The organism is Phycicoccus sp. CSK15P-2, from assembly GCF_016888005.1.
Classification (GTDB): domain Bacteria; phylum Actinomycetota; class Actinomycetes; order Actinomycetales; family Dermatophilaceae; genus Phycicoccus.
Window position 1 is genome coordinate 1 of sequence record NZ_JAFDVE010000037.1, and the last position, 23,961, is coordinate 23,961.

The 23,961-nt window shown below is 72.6% G+C and carries 23 protein-coding genes; 16 read left to right on the forward strand and 7 right to left on the reverse strand.

Annotated elements, in window-relative coordinates; translation table 11 throughout:
* The first annotated feature begins 223 nt into the window (after positions 1 to 223).
* From JQN72_RS17680 to JQN72_RS17685, 3 genes are all read left to right on the forward strand, one after another.
* On the forward strand, positions 224 to 838 hold the full coding sequence (locus JQN72_RS17680; protein ID WP_204136454.1) for a winged helix-turn-helix domain-containing protein: 615 nt from the start codon (positions 224 to 226) through the stop codon (positions 836 to 838).
* Complete coding sequence (locus tag JQN72_RS18760; RefSeq protein ID WP_255541822.1) at positions 835 to 963, forward strand: hypothetical protein; 129 nt, start codon at positions 835 to 837, stop codon at positions 961 to 963. Before JQN72_RS17680 ends, JQN72_RS18760 begins: the two co-directional genes overlap by 4 nt.
* Positions 964 to 1,040: 77 nt before the next feature.
* On the forward strand, positions 1,041 to 1,835 hold the full coding sequence (locus JQN72_RS17685) for a class I SAM-dependent methyltransferase (protein WP_204136455.1): 795 nt from the start codon (positions 1,041 to 1,043) through the stop codon (positions 1,833 to 1,835).
* 69 nt (positions 1,836 to 1,904) lie between these two features.
* On the opposite strand, the gene JQN72_RS17690 is transcribed toward JQN72_RS17685, so the two are convergent.
* A complete protein-coding gene (locus tag JQN72_RS17690) occupies positions 1,905 to 2,750 on the reverse strand; it encodes an aldo/keto reductase (RefSeq protein ID WP_204136456.1) in 846 nt (281 codons plus the stop codon).
* Positions 2,751 to 2,899: 149 nt separating this feature from the next.
* Between JQN72_RS17690 and JQN72_RS17695 the strand changes: the two genes are divergently transcribed.
* From JQN72_RS17695 to JQN72_RS17705, 3 genes are all read left to right on the forward strand, one after another.
* The gene (locus JQN72_RS17695; protein WP_204136457.1) at positions 2,900 to 4,012 is read left to right on the forward strand and encodes an aminotransferase class V-fold PLP-dependent enzyme; all 1,113 of its coding nucleotides are present in this window, start codon (positions 2,900 to 2,902) and stop codon (positions 4,010 to 4,012) included.
* Positions 4,013 to 4,271: 259 nt separating this feature from the next.
* Positions 4,272 to 5,729, forward strand: coding sequence for a S8 family serine peptidase (locus JQN72_RS17700; RefSeq protein ID WP_204136458.1), 1,458 nt, complete (start codon positions 4,272 to 4,274; stop codon positions 5,727 to 5,729).
* A gap of 139 nt (positions 5,730 to 5,868) precedes the next feature.
* Complete coding sequence (locus tag JQN72_RS17705) at positions 5,869 to 7,869, forward strand: cation:proton antiporter (protein WP_204136459.1); 2,001 nt, start codon at positions 5,869 to 5,871, stop codon at positions 7,867 to 7,869.
* 40 nt (positions 7,870 to 7,909) lie between these two features.
* Here JQN72_RS17705 and JQN72_RS17710 read toward each other — a convergent pair whose 3' ends face one another.
* Positions 7,910 to 8,590: an HAD family hydrolase gene (locus tag JQN72_RS17710; RefSeq protein ID WP_204136460.1), complete on the reverse strand. Its 681-nt coding sequence runs from the start codon at positions 8,588 to 8,590 to the stop codon at positions 7,910 to 7,912.
* Between the two features lie 161 nt (positions 8,591 to 8,751).
* The gene (locus tag JQN72_RS17715) at positions 8,752 to 9,102 is read right to left on the reverse strand and encodes a hypothetical protein (RefSeq protein ID WP_204136461.1); all 351 of its coding nucleotides are present in this window, start codon (positions 9,100 to 9,102) and stop codon (positions 8,752 to 8,754) included.
* Between the two features lie 62 nt (positions 9,103 to 9,164).
* Between JQN72_RS17715 and JQN72_RS17720 the strand changes: the two genes are divergently transcribed.
* From JQN72_RS17720 to JQN72_RS17730, 3 genes are all read left to right on the forward strand, one after another.
* Positions 9,165 to 10,196 carry a YncE family protein gene (locus JQN72_RS17720; protein WP_204136462.1) on the forward strand — a complete coding sequence of 344 codons (1,032 nt, stop codon included), beginning with the start codon at positions 9,165 to 9,167 and terminating at the stop codon, positions 10,194 to 10,196.
* Between the two features lie 311 nt (positions 10,197 to 10,507).
* The gene (locus JQN72_RS17725) at positions 10,508 to 12,199 is read left to right on the forward strand and encodes an AMP-binding protein (RefSeq protein ID WP_204136463.1); all 1,692 of its coding nucleotides are present in this window, start codon (positions 10,508 to 10,510) and stop codon (positions 12,197 to 12,199) included.
* Complete coding sequence (locus JQN72_RS17730) at positions 12,189 to 13,460, forward strand: NAD(P)/FAD-dependent oxidoreductase (RefSeq protein WP_204136464.1); 1,272 nt, start codon at positions 12,189 to 12,191, stop codon at positions 13,458 to 13,460. The genes JQN72_RS17725 and JQN72_RS17730 overlap by 11 nt, the downstream gene beginning before the upstream one ends.
* A gap of 19 nt (positions 13,461 to 13,479) precedes the next feature.
* Here JQN72_RS17730 and JQN72_RS17735 read toward each other — a convergent pair whose 3' ends face one another.
* Positions 13,480 to 14,247 (reverse strand): class I SAM-dependent methyltransferase, encoded by a 768-nt coding sequence (locus JQN72_RS17735; RefSeq protein ID WP_204136465.1) that lies wholly within the window; start codon positions 14,245 to 14,247, stop codon positions 13,480 to 13,482.
* Between the two features lie 346 nt (positions 14,248 to 14,593).
* Between JQN72_RS17735 and JQN72_RS17740 the strand changes: the two genes are divergently transcribed.
* Entirely contained in the window at positions 14,594 to 15,898 is a 1,305-nt protein-coding gene (locus JQN72_RS17740; protein WP_204136466.1) for a cation:proton antiporter, read from the forward strand.
* 143 nt (positions 15,899 to 16,041) lie between these two features.
* Positions 16,042 to 16,974, forward strand: coding sequence for a cutinase family protein (locus tag JQN72_RS17745; RefSeq protein ID WP_204136467.1), 933 nt, complete (start codon positions 16,042 to 16,044; stop codon positions 16,972 to 16,974).
* 66 nt (positions 16,975 to 17,040) lie between these two features.
* Here the strand turns inward: JQN72_RS17745 and JQN72_RS17750 are convergent, their stop codons facing one another.
* A complete protein-coding gene (locus JQN72_RS17750) occupies positions 17,041 to 17,934 on the reverse strand; it encodes a LysR family transcriptional regulator (protein ID WP_204136468.1) in 894 nt (297 codons plus the stop codon).
* 121 nt (positions 17,935 to 18,055) lie between these two features.
* On the opposite strand from JQN72_RS17750, the gene JQN72_RS17755 reads away from it, so the two are divergent.
* Positions 18,056 to 18,970, forward strand: a complete 915-nt coding sequence (locus JQN72_RS17755) for a DMT family transporter (protein ID WP_204136469.1) — start codon at positions 18,056 to 18,058, stop codon at positions 18,968 to 18,970.
* 15 nt (positions 18,971 to 18,985) lie between these two features.
* Here JQN72_RS17755 and JQN72_RS17760 read toward each other — a convergent pair whose 3' ends face one another.
* Together JQN72_RS17760 and JQN72_RS17765 are read right to left on the reverse strand one after the other, a co-directional pair.
* The gene (locus JQN72_RS17760) at positions 18,986 to 19,267 is read right to left on the reverse strand and encodes a hypothetical protein (RefSeq protein WP_204136470.1); all 282 of its coding nucleotides are present in this window, start codon (positions 19,265 to 19,267) and stop codon (positions 18,986 to 18,988) included.
* A 222-nt stretch (positions 19,268 to 19,489) separates the two neighbouring features.
* Positions 19,490 to 19,951, reverse strand: a complete 462-nt coding sequence (locus JQN72_RS17765; protein ID WP_204136471.1) for a MarR family winged helix-turn-helix transcriptional regulator — start codon at positions 19,949 to 19,951, stop codon at positions 19,490 to 19,492.
* A 130-nt stretch (positions 19,952 to 20,081) separates the two neighbouring features.
* Here JQN72_RS17765 and JQN72_RS17770 point away from each other — a divergent pair, with 130 nt between their 5' ends.
* From JQN72_RS17770 to JQN72_RS17785, 4 genes are all read left to right on the forward strand, one after another.
* Positions 20,082 to 21,041 carry an alpha/beta hydrolase gene (locus JQN72_RS17770; RefSeq protein ID WP_204136472.1) on the forward strand — a complete coding sequence of 320 codons (960 nt, stop codon included), beginning with the start codon at positions 20,082 to 20,084 and terminating at the stop codon, positions 21,039 to 21,041.
* 130 nt (positions 21,042 to 21,171) lie between these two features.
* A complete protein-coding gene (locus tag JQN72_RS17775; protein WP_204136473.1) occupies positions 21,172 to 22,032 on the forward strand; it encodes an ABC-2 family transporter protein in 861 nt (286 codons plus the stop codon).
* Positions 22,025 to 22,846: an ABC-2 family transporter protein gene (locus tag JQN72_RS17780; protein ID WP_204136474.1), complete on the forward strand. Its 822-nt coding sequence runs from the start codon at positions 22,025 to 22,027 to the stop codon at positions 22,844 to 22,846. The genes JQN72_RS17775 and JQN72_RS17780 overlap by 8 nt, the downstream gene beginning before the upstream one ends.
* Positions 22,843 to 23,823 carry an ATP-binding cassette domain-containing protein gene (locus JQN72_RS17785; protein ID WP_204136475.1) on the forward strand — a complete coding sequence of 327 codons (981 nt, stop codon included), beginning with the start codon at positions 22,843 to 22,845 and terminating at the stop codon, positions 23,821 to 23,823. The genes JQN72_RS17780 and JQN72_RS17785 overlap by 4 nt, the downstream gene beginning before the upstream one ends.
* The last annotated feature ends 138 nt before the right edge of the window (positions 23,824 to 23,961 follow it).

Here is a 23,961-nt window from a genome sequence, read left to right on the forward strand (position 1 = left end):
TTCAACCACCTCAAACACCACCGCGGCTTCGCCACCCGCTACGACAAGCTCGCCGTCCGCTACGCCGCCACCGTCCACGTCGCCAGCATCGACCACTGGCTGCGACGACTTTCGTAACAGGCCCTAGTGGCGCGCTCCCCCTCCCCGCAGGGTGGCGCCACCTTCGAGATGACGAGAACGGCAGTGACTTGTTTTTCGTATTTCCCGAATATATATTCGGATTATGCGAACTCCGGCTCCTGCGCTGCTCCCGATCTTCAGGTCGGAGAACCAGGCCAGGATCCTGGCTCGCCTCTTGTTGCGGCCGCAGGAAGAGGCGACGCTCTCGGAGCTCTCCAGGGACCTCGACATCAGCGTCGCTGCAGTGCACGCGGAGGTCGAGCGCCTCGTCTCCTCGAGCCTTCTCGAGGACCGACGGGTCGGACGCAACAGGCTCGTCCGGGCAAACCTCTCGAGCCGGGCGGCACGAGCCCTGACCGAGCTGCTCACCCTGAGCTACGGCCCGCAGACCGTGATCGCCGAGGAGTTCTCCGGGCTGGCCGGGACGGACCAGGTCGTCGCCTACGGATCGTGGGCTCGCCGGTACCGCGGTGAGACCGGCCAGGAACCGGCGGACGTCGACGTCATGGTGATCGGGTCGCCGAACCGCGACGAGGTCTACGAAGCGGCGGAGCGGGCCGAACGACGGCTGGGCATCCCGGTCAACCCCACCGTCCGGAGCAGGAGCGCGTGGGAGAACGACGGCGACGCACTCGTCCTCACCGCCAAGCGGGATGCCGTCGCGCTTCTCGGCGGCGACGAACGGACATCCGTGTCGAGCAGACAGGACGACGCATGAGCCCTGGAACCCGCGCGGAGGACTTCGCCGACAGCACCGAGGCCCGGCGTGCGCTCGATGTCGCGACAGACCTCGTCGACGCCGCGGACCAGATCCTCTCCCGGGGCGTGCTCACCACCTTCTGAGCCCGAGGGGCGGACACGGGCGGCCATCCCTCGGTCGGTGGGTGTCGCCGCGCCGGTCACAGGGCGACCATCGGAGGATGACGCGCTACACCCACGGCCACGCCGAGCCGGTCCTGCGCTCGCACCGCTGGCGCACCGCCGAGAACTCCGCGGCCTACCTCCTCCCCCGGCTCCGACCCGGCGCCACCCTGCTCGACGTCGGGTCCGGCCCGGGCACCATCACCGCCGACCTGGCCGAGCGCGTCGCTCCTGGCCGCGTCACCGCGCTGGAGGCCACCGACGACGCCCTCGCGCTCACCGCCGCGGAGCTCGACCGGCGCGGCGTCGACGCCGAGCTCGTCGTCGGCGACGTGCACGACCTGCCCTTCCCGGACGGCTCCTTCGACGTCGTCCATGCCCACCAGGTGCTCCAGCACGTCGCCGACCCCGTGCAGGCCCTGCGCGAGATGCGCCGGGTCTGCCGCCCGGGCGGGACCGTCGCCGCACGCGACGGCGACTACGCCGGATTCGACTGGTGGCCCCGCCCCGCGGGCCTCGACCGCTGGCTCGAGCTCTACCAGGAGGTGGCCCGGGCCAACGGCGGTGAGCCCAACGCCGGGAGGCGGCTCCTGGGGTGGGCCCTCGAGGCCGGCTTCGAAGACCCGCGGGTGGGGGCGTCGGTGTGGTGCTTCGCCACCCCGGAGGACCGGGCGTACTGGGGCGGGATGTGGGCCGACCGTACGGAGTCGTCATCGTTGGGTGTGCAGCTGGTGCACGACGGGTACGCCACCAGTACGGAGGTCGGCGAGCTGGCCGCTGCCTGGCGGCAGTGGGCCGCAGCGCCGGAGGGCTGGTTCACCGTGGTCCACGGCGAGCTGCTCGCCGCCCTCTGACGCGCGACGGCCCGGTCCGCAGGGGGACCGGGCCGTTGTCGTGGCGTCCGCGGACGTCAGTCCCGGATGTCAGTCCGGGATGAGGTCGAACGCGTCCGGGTGCGGACCGGTGCGGCCGTCCTCACCGCGGTCGAGAGTGCTGATCCGGGAGACCTCGTCCGGTGTGAGCTCGATGTCGAAGATGTCGAAGTTCTCGCGGATGCGCTCGGTCGTCACCGACTTCGGGAAGACGATGTCCCCGCGCTCGACGTGCCAGCGCAGCGCGACCTGCGCCGTGCTCTTGCCCTTGGCCTCGGCGATCTCGGTGAGTACCGGGTCGTCCAGCACCGCGCCCTGCGCGATCGGCGACCACGCCTCGGTCGCGATGCCGTGAGCGGCGTTCGCGGCGCGGGCCTCCTCGTTGCCGAAGTACGGGTGGACCTCGATCTGGTTGACGGCCGGGACGACGCCGGTCTCGTCGACGATCCGCTGCAGGTGCGCGGGCTGGAAGTTGGATACACCGACCGAGGCGGCGCGGCCGTCCTCGACGAACGAGGCGAGCGTCCGCCAGGTGGAGACGTAGTCGCCGTCGTACCGCGTGGGCAGCGGCCAGTGGACGAGGAAGAGGTCGATGCGGTCCAGACCCAGCTTCGTCAGGGTCTCGTCGAAGGCGCGCTTCGCGTCGTCCGGCCGGTGGAAGCCGTTGCCGAGCTTCGAGGTGACGTAGACCTCGTCCCGCGGGAGCCCGGACGACGCGATGGCCTCGCCGACCTCCTCCTCGTTGCCGTACATCTCCGCCGTGTCGATGTGCCGGTAGCCGGTCTCGAGGGCCGTCGTCACGGCCCGGGCCGTGTTCTCGGGCTCGATCTGGAACACCCCGAAGCCGAGCTGCGGGATGGTCGTGCCGTCGTTGAGCGTGATGGTGGGAACGGTCATGCGGGGTGCAGCACCTCCCGCAGCCACGCTATTCCGCGCCACCGCCATCCGCGGCGCGGCCCTGACCTGCGGCGCCGGGATGCTACGGAGGCATGACGGCCTGCACCTCCGGCGCGCCGAACGGGGTCGGCGGAGGCAGGATGACGGGCATGGACCGACGAGAGGACTATGCCGTCAGCCCGGGGAAGGTCTTCCTCAACCACGGCTCGTTCGGAGCCACCCCCCTTCCGGTGCTGCAGGCCGCCCGCGCACTGCGGGCCGAGGCGGAGAGCGACTACCCGGCGTTCTGGCACGAGCGCGCGTTCCCACTCCTCGACGCCTCTCGCCGGGCCGTCTGCGACTACCTCGGGGTCCCGGGAAGCCGGGGCGTGTTCCTCCGGAACTCCACGACCGCGATGCAGACCGTCGTCGACCACCTCACGCTGCGGGAGGGCGACCACGTGGTCACCACCTCGCGCGAGTACGAGGCGACGGTCGTCCTCATGCGCCGGCTCGCCGCACGCGGGGTCGTCGTCGAGACCGTGGACGGCCGGTACGCAGGCCTCGTCGAGCGGATCATCGACGCCGTGGGGCCGCGGACCCGTGCCGTCGTCGTCAGCCACGTGACCTCCCCTTGGTCCCAGGTCAACGAGGTCGAGGCCATCGCCGAGGAGCTCTCGGGTCGCGGCGTCGCGACGGTCGTCGACGGTGCGCACACCGCGGGCGCCCTCACGCTGCCCCGCCCCCGGCCGGGCGTCTTCACCTGCCTGACGCTGCACAAGTGGCTGCACATGCCCAAGGGCACCGGGTTCCTCGTCGTCCCGGAGGACGCCGTCGACGACCTGCGGCCCGTCGTCACCAGCTGGTACGCCGAGGCCGACGACCTTCCCAGCCGCTTCTCCTGGACCGGGACGGACGACGTCGTGCCGCACCTCGTCGGCGCCGAGGCCGTGGCCTACCAGCGCGGGCTCGAGGGGGACGGGCTGACGGAGCACTGGCGCTCGCTCACCGCCCTCGCCGAGGACCTGCTGCTCGAGCTCCCCGAGGTGTCGACGCTGCCCCTCGCTCCGCGGGCCCCGTCGATGGTGGCGGTGCGGCTGCACGGGCTCGACCCTGTGTCCGTGCTGCGCAGGCTGCACGAGCGCAACGTCGACCTCTGGTGCGGCTCGACCGACGAGGGACCCGTGCTGCGGCTCTCGGTCGCGCCCTACACGACCGCGGAGGACGTCGAACAGGGCGTGGACGTGCTGCGCGACGTCATGACCGGCGCAGCCGCCGCCTGAGGACCCGGCCGGTCGGCTCCCCCGACCCTCGGGACCCGTCGTCCCCACAGGCCACGGCAGCCCCACCGGCCGACCCGGGCCCCAGGAGGTTACTCGCGGGTAAGGCGTCGCTGGGGCGGAGGTAAAGGTTGTGTTCGGATGACGGGGCGATGTCCCCACCCCTCCGGAACGGCGCCTACGGTCCCAGACCCATACGCCCCGTGGGACCACCGGACGGTCCCGGCCAGCACCTCTTGCGGCGGGGTGGAGAAGGACAGACGTGCGACCCAGACCCCTGACCGCCCTCGGCGCCGCGTGCATCACCGTGGCCGCCGCCCTGACGACCCCGCTCGCCGCGAGCGCCGGAGAGGAGCGTGCACCGGTCTCCGCCTTCCTCGGCGACACCCTCGCGGACCTCGAGTCCGCACCGGCGCTCGTCATGGTGCACGGCGAGACCCCCGCGGACGCCGAGGACGCGGTCGCCGCCGCCGGGATGACCCGCAAGTTCGCGTTCGAGCGGATCGGGGTCGTCGGCGCGCTCGGCACCGCCGACCAGATCGAGGCGGTCCGCGCCGAGGACGGCGTCACCTACGTCGAGGGCAACCAGCCCATCGAGATGTTCCAGGAGACCTCGAACACCGCGACGCGGGGTCTCGAGGCCACCCAGACGTTGACCGGCGCCGACGGCGCCCCCCTGACCGGCACCGGGGTGAGCGTCGCGGTCATCGACTCCGGCGTCGACCCCACCCATCCCTACCTGAAGAACCCGGACGGCTCGAGCGCCGTGGTCGCGAACCTCAAGGCGGTGTGCGAGCCGCTCACCGAGACCGTCTGCACCGTCCAGCGCGTCCCGGGCTCGCTCGACACCGACACATCCTCCGCGGGCGGGCACGGCACGCACGTCAGCGGGATCGTCGCCGGCCGGCCGACCACCCTCACCGACGGCGGCGAGCTGCAGGGCGCCGCCCCCGGCGCGAGCCTGGTCTCGGTGTCGACCGGGGCGGTCCTGTTCATCGTCGGCGCCGACGCCGCGCTCAACTGGGTCCTCGAGAACCACGACGCCCCGTGCGGCGCCGGGGTCCCCGCGGCGGAGTGCCCCCCGATCAAGGTGACGAACAACAGCTACGGGCCGTCTGGCGGTGGCGACTTCGACCCGAACAGTGCAACGGTCAAGCTCCAGCAGGCGCTGGTGGAGGAGGGGGTCGTCACGGTCTGGGCCAACGGCAACGACGGTGGCGACGGCTCCGAGAACCTCTCCAACCCGCCCGGTCAGGACCCGACCGGAGGCATCCTCTCGGTCGCGTCGTACAACGACCAGGGAACCGGCACGCGGGACGGCTCGGTGTCGGACTACAGCTCGCGCGGGCTCGCCTCGGACCAGGCGACCTGGCCGGACATCTCCGCGCCGGGTGAGGACATCACGTCGTCGTGCCGCCCGTACCTGCCCATCTGCGCCACCGGCCTCGACCCGCGCAACGGCCCGGGGGTGACGGACGTCGGCACGTTCAACACGATCAGCGGCACCTCGATGGCCGCGCCGCACATCGCCGGCATCGCTGCCCAGCTGTTCCAGAAGGACCCGTCGGCCACGCCGGCGGAGGTCGAGGACGCGTTGAAGACGACGGCGTACAAGTACACCGACGGTGCGCCGTACGAGAACGGGCCGCTCGGCACGACGTCCTACGACAAGGGGTACGGCCTCGTCGACGTCGTCGCCGCGGCGACCTCCCTGGGCTGAGCCACCCGCTGCCTCGCGGCCCCCGGCCCGCCCGGCCGGGGGCCGCCGTCGTGCCCGGGCCGGCCGTACGCTGTCGCTGACCGTCGACGCCGCGGGCCCTGCGGCGCACGGGTCCCCGCGAAGCACAGAGGAGGGCCCCATGGTCGTCACCGCCGCCTCCGAGGTCCCCCCCTACCTCGCCCCCACCGCGGCGCTCGTCGTGGCCGCCGCCGTCGTCGGCTACCTCAGTGTCCGGGCCCGGGTCGTCTCGATCGTCGGCTTCCTCCTGGCCGGCATCCTCATAGGGCCGGCGCAGCTCGGGCTCGTCTCCTCCACCGAGGCGGTCGACGCCGCGGCCGAGGTCGGCGTCATCCTCCTGCTCTTCACCATCGGCATCGAGTTCTCGCTCGACCGCCTGGCCCGGGTGTGGCGGTGGATCGTCCTCGGCGGCGGGGCCCAGGTGCTCCTGGCCGTCGGAGTGAGCACCGGCCTCGTCACGGCGTCCGGCGGCGGCTGGCGCACCGGACTGTTCACCGGCTTCCTCGTCGCGCTGTCCTCGACGGCCATCGTCCTCACCCTGCTCGGCGAGCGCGGGCAGTCGGCGACCACGCGCGGCCGGCTCGCCCTCGCCGTGCTCGTCTTCCAGGACCTCGCCGTCGTCGCGATGGTCGTCCTGGTCCCGCTCCTTTCCGAGGACGCCTCCGGTGGCACCGGCGCGCTGCTGCGGGCCCTGGGGATGGCCGTCGCGGTGGTCGCCGTCGTCCTCGTCGTGGCACGTCGCCTCATGCCGCCGGTGCTCGAGCGGGTCGCGGCGCTGTGCTCCCCCGAGGTCTTCCTCCTCACCGTCGTCGCGATCTGCCTCGGCACCGCCTACCTCACGGCGCTCGCCGGCGTCAGCGTCTCGCTCGGGGCGTTCCTCGCGGGGCTCGTCGTCAGCGAGAGCCGGCAGAGCACGCAGGCGCTCGCCGAGGTGCTGCCGCTCAAGATCATCTTCTCGGCCGTCTTCTTCGTGTCCGTGGGGATGCTCCTCGACGTCGGTTTCCTCCTCGGCAACCTCGTCCTCGTCGTCGGCCTGGCGCTCGCCGTGCTCGTCGTGAAGACCGTGACGACCACGGCTGCCCTGCTTCCCACCCGGGTCGGGTGGCGGCACGCACTGGCCACGGGCCTGCTGCTGGGCCAGGTCGGGGAGTTCTCGTTCGTCCTCCTCACGGTCGGGGACGAGTCCGGGCTCAGCCCGGCGGGGCTCGGCGAGGACGGCTTCCAGGCGCTCGTCGCCACGACCGTCCTCCTCATGGTCCTCACCCCGCTGCTCGCGACGGCCGGTAACCGCCTGCTCGCGAAGGCGCCGCCGGACGAGGTCGGCCCGGGTGCGCCGGAGCCCGAAGCCGAGGGCGACTGGGCCGACCACGTCGTCATCCTCGGGTGGGGCGCGGACAGCGTGGACCTCGGCCGTGACCTGCGCGCCCGCGGCGTGCCGGTCGTCATGACGACGCTCAACCCGGCCGGGGTCGCGGCGGCCGAGCGGGCCGGGGTACCCGTCGTCACCGGGGACTCGACCCGCTCGGCGGTGCTCGACCTCGTCGGGGTGGCCCGGGCCCGGCTCGTCGTCATCGCCGAGGACGAACCCGAGCAGGCGACCCGCGTGGCCACCGTCGTCCGGGACCGCAGCCAGGCCCCGGTGCTCGTCCGCTCCCGGGCCGGCGCCGACCTTCCCGGGCTCTCCGAAGCGGGGGTCGAGCACGTCATCGACCCCGGGGCGACGACCCGGGACCGGATGTTCGCCGCGGTGATGCGCAGTCTCGACCTGCCACGGCACGCCCTGCCCGTGCGGGACCGGCAGAGCCGCACGCACGTCGACACCACCCGGCTCGTCCTCGTCCCGGTGCCCACGGGGTCCGGATGCACGCACGCGGCCGCGTCCGTCCCGGTGCTGCCGACGTCCTGGGGATGCGAGGAGTGCCTGCGCGGTGGCGGCGACTGGGTGCACCTGCGGCTGTGCCTGCAGTGCGGGCACGTCGGCTGCTGCGACTCCTCTCCCGAACGGCACGCCCGGGCACATCACGCCGAGCACGACCATCCGCTCATGGCGAGCGCCGAGCCGGGCGAGACCTGGGCGTACTGCTTCGTCGACGACGTCACCTTCGACGGCCCGCAGCGGTAGGCCGCGTCCCCGCGGGCGCTCCTCGCGGAGCAGTAGGCCCTCAGCCCGCGAGGGGCGAGTCGTCCCAGTGCTCCAGGAGGTCCTGCGGGTCGGCCCACGTCGCCACGGCCCCTGCCTCGCGCAGCTCCGCAGCGCTGGTGCCCCCGCACTCGAGCCCGAGACAGGGCATCCCGACGCGACCTGCCGCCTCGACGTCCCACACCGCGTCCCCCACGAAGAGCGACTCCTCGGCCGGCACGCCGGTCCGGTCGACGGCGGCCTCGAGGATGCCCGGGTCGGGCTTGCTGCGTTCCGCGTCCGCACTGGACGTCACGACGTCGACGAGCGGGTCGACGTCGAGCACCGCCCGCAGGGCGGCGACGTCCTGGGCTCCCGCGGACGTCGAGAGCACGACGACGAGCCCGGCGTCGTGGCACCGGCGGACGAGGTCGCGAGCGCCCGGCAGCGGCACGAGCCGTTCGTGCCAGGCCGCGACGAGTGCACCGTGCGAGGCGATGATCGCGGCGTCCTCGTCGGTGTCGTGCTCGCCGAGGAGATGGCCGACCATGTGGTCCGCGCCGAGCCCGATGGCCCGGTGGATGCGAGCCATCGGCACGAGGTGCCCGTGCTGGCGCAGCGCCTGCCACCACGCGGTGGTGTGCACGAACGAGGAGTCGACGAGCGTGCCGTCGACGTCGAAGAGGACGGCTCGCGGGGACGGGGTCGTGGGGTGCGCGGTCATCATCCGGCCTTACCCGGGCCCGGCACCGGCGAACCCCGGCGCGGTGGGAGTTGGACGACGAGCTCAGCGTCCTCGTTGCGACGGGGCCGGTCGCACCACCCGGCGACCGCGCAAGGTCCGGGACGGTCCGTCCTGGGCCGAGGGAGCCGCGAGAAGGAGTCTCAGCCGTCGCGACGCCAGACCGAGACGTGGCTCTCGCTCTCGGCCGTGAACGGGCTGCCCTGCCAGTCGGCGTGCCGGCTCTCGAATGTCATCCCGGCCAGGCGGGCCATGAGGTCAAGCTCGGCCGGCCAGACGTACCGGAAGTGGTGCAGGCCGTGGCGGAACGAGCCGTCCGGCTGCCGGGTGTAGTGGTGGGAGACGGCCCGCTGTGTCACCGGGTCGTACGTGTCGAACCCGACGTGCTCCAGGGCGTCGAGTGTCGGTCCGAGGACGTCGGGGGCGAACATCCCGGCCGACGCGTCGTCGTAGCGGGCCGCGGCGTCGGCGTCCCAGAGGTCGCTGCTCGTCATCCACCCAGCCTTCACGGAGGACCGCACGTGTGGCCACCGCATTTCCGGGGCAGACTCGGCGGATGACCTCGCCTCGGCTGCCCCGACGCACCCTCGTGGCCGGGCTACCGGCGGTGGCCCTGGCCGGGTGCTCGGCCGGCGACGGCGCGCAGACGTCGGCGGCGCCCGGCTCCTCCCCCGAGGACGACCTGGGTGGTGCCGAGCCGGCAGAGGCTCCGGAGCCGTCGGCCGACCCGGCGGGGATCGTCGCCGAGGCCGGCTACGCGGCCGAGGGGCTCGTGTACGACCCGCCGACCGGGCTGCTCGCGGTCGGTGTCCGGCGTCCGGACCGTGTGCTCGTCCTCGACCCGGAGAGTCTCGTGGTGCGGCGGAGCGTGCAGGTAGCCGGCACCGTTCGCCACCTCGGCCGCACCGGACGGGGCGGCACCGTGCTCGTGCCCAACGAGGCGGACGACACCCTCCTCGAGGTCGACCTCCGCACCGGTGGGACCCGCTCCACGCCGGTCGGGCACGTCCCCCACGACGCCGCCGGCACCACGGACGGTGAGCTGCTCGTCGCCGACGAGTTCGGCGGCTCGCTCACCGTCGTGCGGGACGGCGAGGTCGTGCACACCTTCGAGGACCTCGAGCAGCCGGGTGGTGTCGTCGCCGCAGGCCGGCTGGCCCTCGTCGTCGACGTCGGCGCCTTCACCGTGACGTCCTACGACCTGGACCGCCTCGAGCGGGTGGCCCGGCTCCCGGCAGGCGACGGCCCCACGCACGGCGTGCTCCCGGCCGAGGGACGGCTCGCCGTGTCCGACACCCGCGGGGAGCGGCTGCTCCTGTACTCCGTGGACCCGCTCGAGCAGGTGGGTGAGATCGCGCTGCCCGGCAGCCCGTACGGGCTGGCGGGCGACACCGAGGCCGGCCTGGCGTGGGTGACCCTCACTGCGCTCAACGAGGTCGTCGGGGTCGACGCCACGGGCGACACGCCTCGCGAGGTCGCCCGGCACCCCACGGTGCGGCAGCCGAACACGGTGGCCGCCGAGCCGGGGTCGAGCACCATCTGGGTGGCGAGCCGCACCGACGGCGTGGTCCAGCGCATCCCGCGGTGACTCCCCGGCCGTCCCCGCCGTCAGCGAGTGCTACGAGGACGCCCCGGCGGCGGCCAGACGCTCCTGCAGACCGGCCAGCCCGCGGCACACCATCGCGCCGTACCCGTCGTCCCAGTCCACTACGGGTGGAACGATATGCGAGCCCACCGACGAACCTGCGGGCTCCATCTCCAGCACCTGCGAGATGGGGGCAGCAGCCCTATGCTGCCGGTGACGACCGGCCGACGGTGTCGCCATCAACGACGCGGCGGGGTCAGGTCCGTGTGCTCGTGTCCTCCGAGGTCCGTCCCACACCGCAGGGAGTGGAGTCCATGTCGTGTCGCGACGCCCTCGCCTCAGCCCGTGACCTGCTCGTCGAGCACCGGGACGACCACGAGACCGCCCGTGCGGCGTTCTCCTGGCCCGAGCTCGGCGACTTCAACTGGGCGCTGGACTGGTTCGACGCCCTGGCCGTAGGCCCCAGACGCGATGACACCGCCCTCGTCGTCGACCCCCTCGGGACCGTCGACGGCGCCCCTGCCGACACGATGACCTACGCCGAGGTCTCCCGCCGTTCCGCCCGCGTGGCGGTGTGGCTCGACGACCTCGGTGTGCGTCCCGGCGACGCAGTGGTGACCATGACCGGGCCCACGACAGACCTGTGGTGCCTGACGCTGGCGCTGATGAAGCTGCAGGCGGTCGCCGTCCCGGTGTCGGTGACCCTGACCGCCGACGAGCTCGCGGAGCGGGCCGCGCGCACCGGAGCCCGCACCGTCGTCTGCGGCGAGACGTTCACCGGACTCGTCGAGCAGGTCCCGGCGCTCACGCGACGCGTCTCCATCGGCGGCGTCCCGGGGCCGGGCTGGCTCCGGCTGGACGAGGCCGACGACGCCCCCGCCGCCTTCGAGCCTCGCCGGCGCACCGCCCCCGACGCGCCGCTGTTCGTCTTCTCCACCTCGGGGACCACGAGCCGGCCACAGCTGGTCCTGCACACCCACGGCTCGCTACCGCTCGGCCAGCTCTCGACGATGTACTGGATCGGCCTGCGCCCCGGCGACCGGCACCTCAACGTCTCGGCCACCGGATGGGCCAAGCACCTGTGCAGCAGCATGCTCGCACCGTGGACGGCCGAGGCCACCGTCCTGGCTCTCTCCGACCCGCGGTTCGACGCCGGCCGCGTCGCCGCGGTGGTGGAGGCCGGCGAGGTGAGCACGATGTGCGCACCGCCGACGGTGTGGCGGGCCGTGTCCCGGCTGCCGCGGTCAGGCACCGCCGCGGGGCTGCGCGAGGCCGTCTCGGCGGGTGAGCCGCTCGACACGGCCACCGCCGAGCTCGTCCGCGAGCGCTGGGGCGTGACCGTCCGGCAGGGTTACGGACAGACCGAGATCCCCGGTCTCAGCGCCCACTCGCCCGGGCTGGCCGCGGTCGGCTCCATCGGACGGCCGCTGCCGGGGTACCGCCTCTGTCTGCTGGACGAGGACGGTGCCGAGCGGCCGGACGAGGGGGAGCTGGCCCTCGACCTCACCGGGCGACCTCCTGGCCTCATGGCGGGGTACCTCGACACCTATCCGGGGGTGCCTACCCCGCCTCACGGCCATCACCGCACCGGCGACCTCGCCTGCCACGACGGCGAGGGCAACCTGCGCCTCGTCGGCCGCGTCGACGACATGTTCAAGTCCTCGAGCTACCGGCTGGCCCCGGCGGAGCTCGAGCTCGTCCTCCTGCGCCACCCTGACGTCGACCGGGTGCTGGTCCATCCGGTGCCCGACGAGACACGCGGCCTCGTGCCCCGGGCCCGGGTGCACCTGCGCCCCGGGGTCAGCGCCTCGGGCGAGACCGCGGACCGGCTCTTCGCGTGGGCCGACCAACACCTGTCGGGGTACAAGCGAGTCCGCAGCATCGTCTTCGGCGAGCTGCCGCAGGGGATCTCGGGGAAGGTGCGACGCACCCTCGCCCCCGTCATGACGAGTGACGCCGTGCACCATCGCGACGACAGCAGGGGAGACGCCACCCATGGGACCTGACACGACCGAGACGGACTACCTCGTCATCGGCGGGGGCCCGGCGGGCAGTGCCGCTGCCTCCGTGCTGGCCCAGGCCGGCCAGGACGTGCTCGTGCTGGAGAAGGAGCACTTCCCGCGGTTCCACATCGGCGAGTCGCTGCTCACCTACGCGATGCCGGTGCTCGATCGCCTCGGGGTGCTCGAGGAGGTCTCGGCGGCCGGCTTCGTCGTCAAGGCCGGCGCGGAGTTCTGCAGGACGGACGCCGAGTTCAGCCGGGTCGACTTCACGGAGCAGGGCGGCGGTCGGGTGGCGCAGACGTTCCAGGTCGAGCGCTCGGCCTTCGACGAGATCCTCCTCGGCGCCGCGCGCCGGCGCGGTGCCTCGGTGCTCGAAGGCGCCCACGTGCGCCGGGTGCTCACCGAGGACGGCCGGGTCGCCGGTGTCACCTACTCCCGGGGCGGGACCTCCCACGAGGTCCGGGCCCGGTTCGTCATCGACGCCAGCGGCCGCTCCGGGGTGATCACCAGCGGGCACCTGCGCAGCCGCTCCCGCCCGGCCCGGGGCAGCGCCGTCGCGGTGTACCGCCACTTCGGCGGGGTCGACGAGCGGCACAACCCCGGCGTGGAGGGCGACATCCAGGTGGGCACGCACGACGACGGCTGGGTGTGGGCCATCCCCATCCGGGCCGACGTCATCAGTGTCGGCGTCGTCACGACGCCCGAGACCCTCCGAGCGGCGGACTCGCGCCAGCAGCTGTTCGACACCCACCTGGCCCGGATCCCGCGGGTCGTCGAGCGCCTCCGCGGGGCCGAGCCGCTGACGGAGGTGCAGGTCGAGGGCGACTTCACCTACTACAGCGACGACATCACCGGGCCGGGGTACGCCGTGGCCGGTGACGCCGGGGCGTTCACCAACCCGATCTTCTCGGCGGGGGTCTACCTGGCGCTGGTCACCGGCGTCCGGGCGGCCGAGGCCGCGATGGCCGAGCACCCCACCGCGATGGCCGAGTACGCCGACTTCTACAAGACCGGCTACGACACCTACGCCAAGCTCGTTGACATCTTCTACGATGCCGATCGCAGGATTGGCAGGGTGTTCCGGGGCGCCGGCGCCGCAGCGACGCCGGAGTTCGCCTCGCGGCTGTTCGGCGGGGACTTCTGGTCCGAGGACAACCCGATGACACGCTATGCGCGGGAGCAGCCCGCCGAGCACACCTTCACGGCATACTCGACGAGCCTCGGCTGCCCCGTGTACCCCGAGCTCGCAGAACCGGTCTCGTGACCCGACCCGGCCCTCCGGGTCAGACGCCGCCCCGGACGCGCTGGACCAGCGTCATCCCGTCGCGCAGCGGGAGCAGGGTCGTGACCGTCCGGGGGTCCTGGCACACCTTCTGGTTGAAGACGCGCACGGCGTCGGCCCAGTCGGTCCACATCTCGTGCAGCCACCGGCGGGCCTCGTCGGTCTCACCCACGTCGGGCTCGGCGGAAGCGCCGTCGGCGGCGGCCGCCCCGCCCCAGAGGGTGTTGTCGAAGATCAGCAGTCCGTGCGGGGAGAGCAGGTCGCGCTCCATGATCGTCTCGTAGTACGCGAAGTAGTTCGGCTTGTCGGCATCGACGAAGATGAGGTCGAACCCGCCGTCCGGCATCTCGATCTCACGCAACGCCGTCAGGGCCTGCTGCTCCACGAGGGTGATCATCGGCCCAGGGCCGGACGTCAGCGCGGCCTCGAGGAAGACCTCACGGGCACGCTCGTCGGCGCTGAAGTCGTCGATCGTCGTCACGGTGCCATCGGGCTCCAGCCCCGCAGCGAGGGCGACGGCCCCGTGGCCGGTGAAGGCGCCGACCTCGAGGCAGTGCCGGGCACGCATCGAACGGACGAGCGCGGTGAGCAGGTTGCCCTGGAGGTGGCTGCTGATGATGTTGGCCCACTCGGGGCACCGCTCGTAGGTCAGGGTGGTGATGGCCGAGAGCTGGGCGTTCTGCGGCGCCGAGTTCGCGTCGCAGTACTCCTCGATGCCGGGCCGGTAGATGGACGGCTTGGTGAACGTGATGTCTTTGCGGTGGTGCACCTGGCTGCTCCGTGGTCGACGGTAGGTAGATGCGAGGCGCTCCCCCGCGAATCTCACTGTGCCAGGATCGGTCCCGCTCCGCGCGTCGGGCTCGAGTCGCCCTTTCGGGACCACTGTGGTATTGCCTCCGATCTCGCTGGTCCGGGCACGTCCCGGCCCTTCTCGGGCGGTCCCGGGCCACCGTGCGAGCCCCCGCCGCCGACGGTACCGTGACCGGCGTCAGGCCGTGCCCGGGGCGGATCGGGGCGAGTCGAGCAGGGAGAGAGAGTGGCTGTGGGACGAACATGACGCCGGCCCGCGACATCGTTGTCCCAACCGGTCGCTCGCTGCCGGCCAAGGCCACCGGATGACGGCGAACGGTGCCGCCCCCGGGGGGGTCGGCGCCTCCGTCCTCCTCCCCCTCGCGGTCGTCTTCCTCGTCGCCTGGATGTGCGGCGCGGCCGCCACTCGGCTCGGGCAGCCCCGGGTCCTCGGGCAGATGGTCGCCGGCGTCCTCCTCGGGCCCACGCTCTTCGGGGCGGTGGCACCGACGGCCCACGCGGCCCTCTTCGGCCCCGAGGTCACGTCGGCGTTCTCCGGCATCAGCGCCATCGGTCTCGCCCTCTTCATGTTCGGGATCGGGCTGCGCTTCGACCACCGAGGGGCCGCCGAGCGTTCCCGGCTGTTGCCGGTGGCATCCGTCGCCTTCGGCAGCCTCGTGCCGGTGGCGCTCGGTGCGCTGGTCGCCGCCACCGTCGGTGCCTCCCGACGCCCGGACGGCGTGAGCCAGCCGGAGTACCTGCTGTTCGTCGGGGGCGCGCTCACCGTCACGGCGTTCCCGATGCTCGCGAGCATCCTCGAGGACCGGCGGATGCTGCACACCCCGTTCGGGTCGCTCGCGACGATGACGGCCGCCGGCGACGACGCCATCGCCTGGTGCCTCCTCGTGACGATCGTCGCGCTCGGTGACGACTCCCCCCTGGCCATCGCCCGGACCCTCGGTCTCACCGCGCTCTTCGTCGTACTGTGCCTCGTCCTCGTCCCACGGGTCAGCCCGCGCCTGACGGCCATGGTCGTCGGCCAGGGCGCGTCCTCCGAGACGGCCGTCGGCCTGCTCGCCGTGCTGGCGCTGCTCGGTGGCGCGGTCACCGACGGGATCGGCATCTACGAGATCTTCGGGGCCTTCGTCGTCGGCGCTGCGGTGCCCTTCGACCCCGATCTCGGCGAGCACGTGCGTCGCCACTTCCTCCCCATGGTCACCGCGATCTTCCTGCCGGTCTTCTTCGTCTCGTCGGGGCTGGTGACCGACCTGCGCTCGATCCTGGCCCTCGATGCCCTGGTGCTCGTCGTCGTCCTCGTGCTCGTGGGGCTGATGAGCAAGGTCCTGCCGCTGTACGGGGTGTTGCGTGCCTTCGGCTTCGCGCGCGGCGAGGCGCTGGCGATGGGCGGTCTGATGAGCGCGCGGGGCCTGATGATCCTCATCTTCATCAACGTCGGGATCCAGCAGGGCGTGATCGACGACGTGACGTTCTCCGCGTTCGTCCTCGTCGCCGTCGTCACCACGGGTCTGGCACTCCCGCTGTACCGCAGGCATTTCAGCGACGAGGTCGAGGAGGAGCACCGGGCACGGACCGTCGTCGTGGCGAGGGCCGATCCGCGCCCGGTGCGGTGACCTGCGGGCCTGAGAAGCGGCTGAGCCGCCCACGAACGTTGTGCATCCTGCCCATGCCGCTGGTCTGCGTGGGGTGCCTAGATTCACTGACCGTGGGCGTCCTCGTCGCCCCGGATTCCCTCACCTCGACCCTCGGAGGCCAGATGACTTTCTCTCACATCGCTGCACGCTTCACACCTCGCGCCGTGGCCGCGGCCCTGGCCACCGGCGTCGCGTGCTCTGCGTTCGCGCTCGTGTCACCCGGAGCAGGGCTCCCCTCGGCTGCCGCAGCGGACTGCTCGGACGTCGACATCGTCTTCGCGCGCGGAACCGGTGAGCTGCCCGGCCTGGGCTTCGTCGGCCGGCCGTTCGCCAGCGAGCTCACCTCACGGCTGAGCGGGTACTCGGTCTCCACCTACGCCGTGGACTACGCCGCGAACTCCTCCCAGACCAGCGCAGGGCCCGGCGCCACCGACATGAGCAACCACATCCGCGAGGTGGCGTCCGCCTGCCCGTCGACCAGGTTCGTCATCGGCGGGTACTCCCAGGGTGCGACCGTCACCGACATCGCCGTCGGCATCCGCACCGGGTCGAGCTCCGGCCAGCCGATCGCGGCGCAGGACGAGCCCCGCGTGGCCGCGGTCGTGGTCTTCGGCAACCCGCTCGGTCTCCAGCGCCGGACGATCGCCGAGGCCAGCCCCACCTACGGCGACCGCTCCAAGGACTACTGCGGCACCGCCGACTCCGTCTGCGGCCGCTACCAGGCCAACGTCTCCGGCGGCCACACCTCGTACCCGAGCAACGGCGCCACCGACCAGGGCGCGGCCTTCGCGGCGAACCTCGTGAGGTCGAGCGCTCCGACGCCGACCCCCACGCCCACCGGCACCTCGACGCCGACCCCCACGCCGACGCCGACGCCGGACGAGTGCGTCACCGACAGCACGGCCGACCACGTCGACGCGGGGCGGGCCACGAGCTTCTTCGGGCGGGCCTACGCCGTGGGGAGCCGCGACTCCCTGGGCTTCGTCAGCCGCTTCGTCGTGGTCTCGCTGCAGCGCACGGACGCCACGACGTGGGAGCGCGTCGCGACCTGCTGAGCCTGCGTCCTCGACCGTCGGAGGCGTCCCTACCGGGGGCGCCTCCGGCGGCCCACGGCGTCGTCGTCAGCGGGAGCCCCCGGGACGCACGGCCAGCGTGAGCTCGACGGCACGGGTGACGAGCGGGCTCTGGCTCGAGGCGTCGTGGACCAGCACGTACACGGACCGCACCGGGGTGGGGTCGACGACGGGCCTGGCCACCACTCCGTCGGGAAGCGAGACCGCACCCAGCGAGGGGAGGACGGTGATGCCCAGCCCCGCCGCGACCAGCGCCGTGGCCGACGGGTAGTCGTGGGTCCTGATGCGGTACTGCGGCTGGAACCCCACCGCGGCGCAGGCGTCGAGCGTGACGCGGCGGCACCAGCCTCGGCTGACGTCGTTGTCCACCCAGTTCTCGTGGACCAGCCGGGCCAGGGCGACCTCCGGCTCGTCGGCAAGCGGATGGCCCGAGGGGAGGACGACCATGTAGGGGTCGTCCGCGACGTGGAGACTCGTGTAGCCCTCCGGCGCCGGAGAACCGGGAGGGCGCACGACGAGCTGGAGGTCCGGGAGGGGGCGGCGTCCGGGATCGAACTCGTCGGTGACGAAGAGGTCGAGCGTCGTCTCGGGGAACTCCTGCGCCAAGGGCCCGACGATCGAGGGGAGCCAGGTCGAGCCGAGCGTGGAGAAGTAGCCGAGCGAGACCGACGTCCTGCGCCCTTCGCGGAGACCGCGAGCGAACTGGTCCAGGTCTCCCAGCTCACCGAGCAGGGTGTCGATGCGTGCCGCCAGGGCATGACCTGCCGCAGTGGGCTCCACACCCCGCCCCACGCGGTGCAGCAGCGGCACCCCGACCTCGCGCTGGAGGCCCGTGACCTGCTGGCTGATGGCCGACGGTGAGAATCCGAGCAGCTGCGCGGCCGACCGGACCGACCCACTGGCGACGACGGAGCGGAAGGCTCGCAGCTGCTGGACGTCCACACCCACAGGCTATGCGACCGTACAGAAGAGGTGAACAGTCGTGCGGGAATGATCGCTGGATCTGTCCGTTCCCGCGTGGTGATGTTCTCGTGTGACACACACCGGCCTCCGCACCCCTGCCATGAACCGGGAGAACGACCCGCGAGTGGTCCTCGCCCTGGGCGTGACGGTCCTGTTGTGGGCCTCGTCCTTCATCGTCATCCGCTACGCCGGGTCCGACTTCGGGCCCGGCTCGATGGCACTGCTGCGCATGGTCGTGGGCGCTCCCGCGCTGGGGGCGATCGCCGCGCGTCGGGGCGTCGTGCTGCCACCGAGACGTGCGTGGCCGCTCGTCGCCGCGTGGGGTGTCGCGTGGTTCTGCGGCTACAACGTCGCGCTCAACGCGGCCGAGCGCATGATCGACGCCGGCACCGCGGCCATCGCCGTCAACCTGGCGCCGCTGTTGGTGGTCCTCGCCGCCGGAGTGATCCTCAAGGAGGGCTTCCCCCCGCAGCTGGTCGTCGGAGCGCCGGTGGCCTTCGCCGGGGTCGCCCTGATCTCGACGCAGTCCTTCACGGGGCGAGTGAGCCTGGCCGGCTTGGCCCTCGCGCTCGCCGCTGCCGGGCTGTACGCGGGCTCCGCACTGGCTCAGAAGCACCTCCTGCGCGTCGTCGACGCCACGACCCTGACCTGGCTCGGCGCGACCGCCGGAACCGTCGCGCTGCTTCCGTGGACGGGGCAGCTGCTCTCGGATCTCGGGGCAGCCCGATGGACCTCGACCCTCTCCGTCGTCTACCTCGGGGTGTTCCCGACGGCCATCGCCTTCACGACCTGGGCCTACGCCCTGATGCGGACCCCCGCCGGGCGGACGGCCGCGTCCACCTACGTCGTGCCCACCCTCACCGTCGCCCTGTCCTGGGCCCTGCTCGGCGAGGTCCCGGGTCCGGTGGTCCTGCTCGGTGGGGCCGTGTGCCTCGCCGGCGTCTTCGTCACCCGCCTTCCCAGCACCGGGCCCCACGGACCTGGTGACGACCGGGTCCGTGGGGCCGAGGGCTGAGTCGGACGTGCGAGCTCAGTACCGCGAGCGGTAGTGGAACCGGTAGCGCACGATGTTCGGGTCCCACACCCCCGGGGCGATCTGCGGGACGTAGCTGTAGCACGCCCTGGTGATCCGCACGTACCCGGTGGACCCGTACGAGATCTGCGCCGAGCGGCACTGGCTCATCGTCTTGTACCCCTGGCTCTTCGCGGCGGACGCCGGAGCGGCCACGGCCCCGGTCAGCCCGGTGGCCAGCACCGCACCGATGGCGAGCCGACGGACGATGCGCCGCCGAACGTTCTGATCCCCTGCCATGTCTTTACTCCTGTCTGGTGAAACGATGACCCAGAATTTACCTTTCCGGTCTCGACGGTACGCAACTGGCCCGCAGTACGGCGATGGGGAGTACTCCCCGGTGTCGAGACGCCGGTCGAGACGCCGGCCGACGTCCTGGCGACCGGACGAGCCGGATGGGGGACCGGACGAGGCTGCATCCCGACGGGGGTCCAGGGCGTCGATGTCCGCGATCGGCCGCAGTCAGCGCAGGTGGTCCTCGACGTTGACGGCCAGGAGGTCCAGGCCGCGCTTCAGCGACGCGAAGTCCTCGTCCTCGAGACCCATCGCCGCGCCGATCCGATCCGGCACGGTGAGCGACCGCTCGCGCAGCCGGTGTCCGGGTTCGGTCAGGGTCACGTCGACGGCACGCTCGTCGTCGGTCCGCCGCCGGCGCTGCACCAGGCCTGCGGTCTCGAGCCGTTTGACCAGCGGGGTGACCGTGCCGTAGTCCAGCCCGAGCGCCTCGCCCAGGGCCTTCATCGACACCGGCGCCCGCTCCCACAGGACGAGCATCGTGACGTACTGCGGGTAGGTCAGCCCCAGCTCCTCGAGGATCGGGCGGTAGGCCGCCGTGACCAGGCGCGAGGCCGAGTAGAGCGAGAAACACAGCTGCTCCTCGAGGCTCAGGCCGTGCCGGGGTGCTGCGTCGACGGGGTCGGACATGACGCGATGGTAACCCAGCCCACGTGGGTACAGGTAAATTGTGCACAAGGGACTTGCGTCCGATCCACTTGCGCGCTACTTTCGAGAGACGGGCTCGGCCAGAGCCCGTCCCGACACCGAGGAGAACCCCATGACCAGCGCAACCGTCACTGTGCTCGAACCGGCCGCCGCCGACTTCGCCGCCGCCACCGCCGACCCGCCGTACCTCTTCGACCTCGGGCCTGTCGCAGGCCGCGCCGCGGTCGACGACGTCCAGTCCGGCGACGGCGTGCGCAAGGCCGACGTCGACGAGGAGTGGGTCGTGGTCCCGGGCGGCCCCACCGGCGAGGTCCGTGCCCGCATCGTCAGGCCCGGCGGCGCAGCGGGGACGCTGCCGGTGGTCCTGTACATCCACGGCGCCGGCTGGGTCTTCGGGAACGCCCGCACCCACGACCGGCTCGTGCGCGAGCTGGCCGTCGGTGCCCACGCCGCCGTGGTCTTCCCGGAGTACGACCTGTCCCCGGAGGCGCGGTACCCGGTCGCCATCGAGCAGAGCTGGGCGGTCGCCCGGTGGGTCGTGGCCCATGGCGCGGGCAAGGGCCTCGACGGGACCCGTCTTGCCGTGGCCGGTGACTCCGTGGGCGGCAACATGAGCGCCGCCCTGACGCTGATGGCCAAGGAGCGCGGAGGTGTCGAGTTCGCCCAGCAGGTGCTCTTCTACCCCGTCACCGACGCCGCCTTCGACACCGGCTCCTACCACCAGTTCGCCGAGGGCTACTTCCTGCGCCGCGACGCCATGCAGTGGTTCTGGGACCAGTACACGACCTCGGACGAGGAGCGTTCCCACATCACCGCCTCCCCGCTGCGGGCCACCACCGAGCAGCTCGCCGGGCTTCCGCCTGCGCTGGTCGTCACGGCCGAGGCGGACGTGCTGCGCGACGAGGGAGAGGCGTACGCCGCCAAGCTGCGTGCGGCGGACGTCCCGGTCGTGCAGGTCCGCTTCGGCGGCATCATCCACGACTTCGTGATGCTCGACGCACTGCGCGACACCGACGCCGCGCGGGCCGCCGTCGCGCTGGCCCAGGACACCCTGCGCGACGCGCTGCACTGAGATCACCCGGCTCCCGTGCGTCGCGCCGCCGCTGCGGCGTGACGCACGGGCAGACCCCGTCGCGCGGTGCGCCACGGCGAAGGCCCGCCGTGTTGCGGGACGCGAGACGCAGCAGTAGGTTCTTGCGCTTGTGTCGGTCACGGGGGTCCCAGCATCACGGGCGCGGCCGCCCGGCCCCTCGGGGCCCGTCGAGGCGCTGCGTCCGTACTGGCGGATCTTCGTCGCAGGGGTGCGCGAGCAGGCCCGGTACGTCGCCGCCACACTCGGAGGGCTGCTGGCCAACACCGTCTTCGGGCTGCTGAAGTCCGCTCTCCTCCTGGCCGCTGTGGCCTCGGCCGGCGGCAGCTTCGGTGGGTACACCGCGCCCCAGATGGCGACCTACGTGTGGCTGGGCCAGGGCCTGCTGGGGTCGGTCGACCTGTTCGGCCGCAGCGCCCTCGCCGGTCGTGTCAAGGACGGGTCGGTGGCCCTCGACTTCCTGCGGCCGGTCGACGTGCAGGCCGCCGCCGTGGTGTCCGAGGTCGGGCGGCGCGTGTTCGCGCTTCTCCCGCGGGGTGTGCCCTCGGTGCTGATCGGCGCGGTGTTCGTCGGGATGGCCGTTCCGGCCTCGCCGCCGGTGCTCCTGCTCGGTGCGCTGAGCATCCTGCTCGGCATCACGCTCTCGGTGGCGACCGTGTACCTCGTGGCGGTCAGCGGCTTCTGGCTCGTCGACACCCGTGGGGTCCAGACCTTCTACATGGTGGTCTCGGGGTTCCTGGCCGGGCTCTTCGTGCCGATCACGCTCTTCCCCGACTGGCTGCTCGTGCTCGCCTGGTCCACCCCGTTCCCCGCCATGCTGATGTTCCCCATCGACGTCGTCTCGGGCCGTGTGGGCGGCTGGTCCGCGGTCGGGCTGGTCGGCGCGCAGCTCGGCTGGCTGACGCTGGTGCTCGTGGTCGGGCAGGTGGCCACCCGGGCCGGGCGGCGGCGCCTGGAGGTGCAGGGTGGCTGACACCGTCCTCGCGGGTGACCTGCGCGCCTACCGCATCGTGCTGGGATCGCGGATACGCTCGCAGCGCGCCTACCGCTTCGGCTTCCGGCTCGACCTCGTCAGCTCGGTCCTCGTCGGGCTGGTCGAGCTGGCCGAGGTGCTCGTCGTCTACGCGGGGCTGTCCAGGGGACTCGGCGGCCTCGACGTCGCGGCCGTCGTGCTCGTGTTCGCGCTGGCCGACCTGGGCTTCTCGCTGGCCGACATGGTGGTGGGCCACTGCGACAACCTCAGCACCTACATCCGCGCCGGGACCGTCGACGTCTTCTACCTGCGGCCCCAACCGCTGCTGCTCCAGCTCGTGACGAGCGACATCAGCCTGCGCCGGCTCGCCCGCGTCGCCGTGGGGCTGGCCGCGCTCGTCGCCGGGGTGGCGGTCAACGACCTCATCCTCGACGCCCGCACCGTCGTTGTCCTCGTCATGGCGGTCGTGTGCAGCACACTCACCTTCGCGGCGATGTTCGTCTGGGCGGCCGGCGCACAGTTCTTCCTGGTCAGCGGGGCCGAGGCGACGAACGCCTTCGTCTACGGCGGGCGGTACGCGGCGAGCCAGCCCGCGTCCGTGTGGAGCCGGCCGCTGCAGGCGGTCTTCGTCTTCCTCTTCCCGATGGCCTTCACCGCCTACCTGCCGACGCTGCTCCTGCTCGACCTGCCGGGGAGCGGATGGGTGCCCGGCTGGCTCGGATGGCTCTCGCCGGTGATGACACTGTGGGCCTGGCTGATGGCGCTGCTCGGCTGGCGGTTCGGGGTACGGCACTACCAAGGGGGCGGCGGATGACCGAGCAACCGATCGTCGAGGCGCGCGGGCTGACCCGGGACTTCCGGGTGCGCGAGGGCCTGCGGCGGCGCGTGGTGCACGCCGTGGCCGGGCTCGACCTGCGCGTCGACGCTGGGGAGGCGGTCGGGTACATCGGCGCCAACGGGGCCGGCAAGTCGACGACGATCAAGATGCTCACCGGCATCCTCGTCCCCACCTCGGGCAGCGTGCTCACGTGCGGCCTCGAGCCGGTGCGCGACCGCCGCCGCCTGGCCCGGCAGGTGGGGGTCGTGTTCGGGCAGCGCAGCCAGCTGTGGTGGGACCTGCCGCTGCGGGAGTCGTTCCGCATCCTCGCCGCCATCCACCACCTGGGCCGCGAGCAGGAGCGGGCCCGCACCGACGAGCTCGTCGAGCGGATGGAGCTGGGCGGCTTCCTGACCACCCCGGTGCGCCAGCTCTCGCTCGGGCAGCGGATGCGGGCCGAGGTCGCCGCGGCGCTGCTGCACTCCCCCGACCTCGTCATCCTCGACGAGCCGACCATCGGGCTCGACGTGCTGTCGAAGCAGCGGCTGCGCGAGTTCCTCGTCGAGGAGCGCCGGGCGCACGGCACGACCCTGCTGCTCACCACGCACGACATGGGTGACGTCGAGCGGCTGTGCGACCGCGTGGTGCTCGTCGACCACGGCACCGTCGCGTACGAGGGCACCCTCGGCGGGCTGGCGCGGCGGGCCGACGCCCACCGGGTGCTCGTGCTCGACCTCGCCGAGCCGACGCCCGACCTGCTGGGCGTGCCCGGCACGACGCACGAGGGCAGCGAGGCCGGGGGGCTGCGCCAGCGGCTGGCGCTGGTCGGCGAGGGGACGACCGTCGCGTCGGTCCTCGCTGCGGTGTCGTCCCGCGCCGAGGTGCTCGACCTGTCGGTCGCCGAGCCGGACGTCGAGGACGTCGTCCGGCGTCTTTACGCCTCCCGTCGCGAGCCGCCGCCGACCGACGAGTGAGCCGGTGCTCGGGTCGTCCGCACGTCTGCGCCGGTCCGTGCTGCCGGGCGGGCATCCTGACGCGCCCTTGGCAGCACCGGGTGGGTCGCGCGACGCAGCGGCAGGCCTCGTGATGCCAGGATGAGTGGATGGGGCGCC

What these genes read in the sequence shown, in the direction of transcription:
- JQN72_RS17755 (WP_204136469.1), top strand. Translation starts at nt 18,056, where the DNA reads ATGAACCGGGAGAACGACCCGCGAGTGGTCCTCGCCCTGGGCGTGACG.
- JQN72_RS17745 (WP_204136467.1), top strand. Translation starts at nt 16,042, where the DNA reads ATGACTTTCTCTCACATCGCTGCACGCTTCACACCTCGCGCCGTGGCC.
- JQN72_RS17725 (WP_204136463.1), top strand. Translation starts at nt 10,508, where the DNA reads ATGTCGTGTCGCGACGCCCTCGCCTCAGCCCGTGACCTGCTCGTCGAG.
- JQN72_RS17720 (WP_204136462.1), top strand. Translation starts at nt 9,165, where the DNA reads ATGACCTCGCCTCGGCTGCCCCGACGCACCCTCGTGGCCGGGCTACCG.
- JQN72_RS18760 (WP_255541822.1), top strand. Translation starts at nt 835, where the DNA reads ATGAGCCCTGGAACCCGCGCGGAGGACTTCGCCGACAGCACCGAGGCC.
- JQN72_RS17760 (WP_204136470.1), bottom strand. Translation starts at nt 19,267, where the DNA reads ATGGCAGGGGATCAGAACGTTCGGCGGCGCATCGTCCGTCGGCTCGCC.
- JQN72_RS17730 (WP_204136464.1), top strand. Translation starts at nt 12,189, where the DNA reads ATGGGACCTGACACGACCGAGACGGACTACCTCGTCATCGGCGGGGGC.
- JQN72_RS17740 (WP_204136466.1), top strand. Translation starts at nt 14,594, where the DNA reads ATGACGGCGAACGGTGCCGCCCCCGGGGGGGTCGGCGCCTCCGTCCTC.
- JQN72_RS17695 (WP_204136457.1), top strand. Translation starts at nt 2,900, where the DNA reads ATGGACCGACGAGAGGACTATGCCGTCAGCCCGGGGAAGGTCTTCCTC.
- JQN72_RS17705 (WP_204136459.1), top strand. Translation starts at nt 5,869, where the DNA reads ATGGTCGTCACCGCCGCCTCCGAGGTCCCCCCCTACCTCGCCCCCACC.
- JQN72_RS17710 (WP_204136460.1), bottom strand. Translation starts at nt 8,590, where the DNA reads ATGACCGCGCACCCCACGACCCCGTCCCCGCGAGCCGTCCTCTTCGAC.
- JQN72_RS17770 (WP_204136472.1), top strand. Translation starts at nt 20,082, where the DNA reads ATGACCAGCGCAACCGTCACTGTGCTCGAACCGGCCGCCGCCGACTTC.
- JQN72_RS17690 (WP_204136456.1), bottom strand. Translation starts at nt 2,750, where the DNA reads ATGACCGTTCCCACCATCACGCTCAACGACGGCACGACCATCCCGCAG.
- JQN72_RS17685 (WP_204136455.1), top strand. Translation starts at nt 1,041, where the DNA reads ATGACGCGCTACACCCACGGCCACGCCGAGCCGGTCCTGCGCTCGCAC.
- JQN72_RS17765 (WP_204136471.1), bottom strand. Translation starts at nt 19,951, where the DNA reads ATGTCCGACCCCGTCGACGCAGCACCCCGGCACGGCCTGAGCCTCGAG.
- JQN72_RS17715 (WP_204136461.1), bottom strand. Translation starts at nt 9,102, where the DNA reads ATGACGAGCAGCGACCTCTGGGACGCCGACGCCGCGGCCCGCTACGAC.
- JQN72_RS17680 (WP_204136454.1), top strand. Translation starts at nt 224, where the DNA reads ATGCGAACTCCGGCTCCTGCGCTGCTCCCGATCTTCAGGTCGGAGAAC.
- JQN72_RS17785 (WP_204136475.1), top strand. Translation starts at nt 22,843, where the DNA reads ATGACCGAGCAACCGATCGTCGAGGCGCGCGGGCTGACCCGGGACTTC.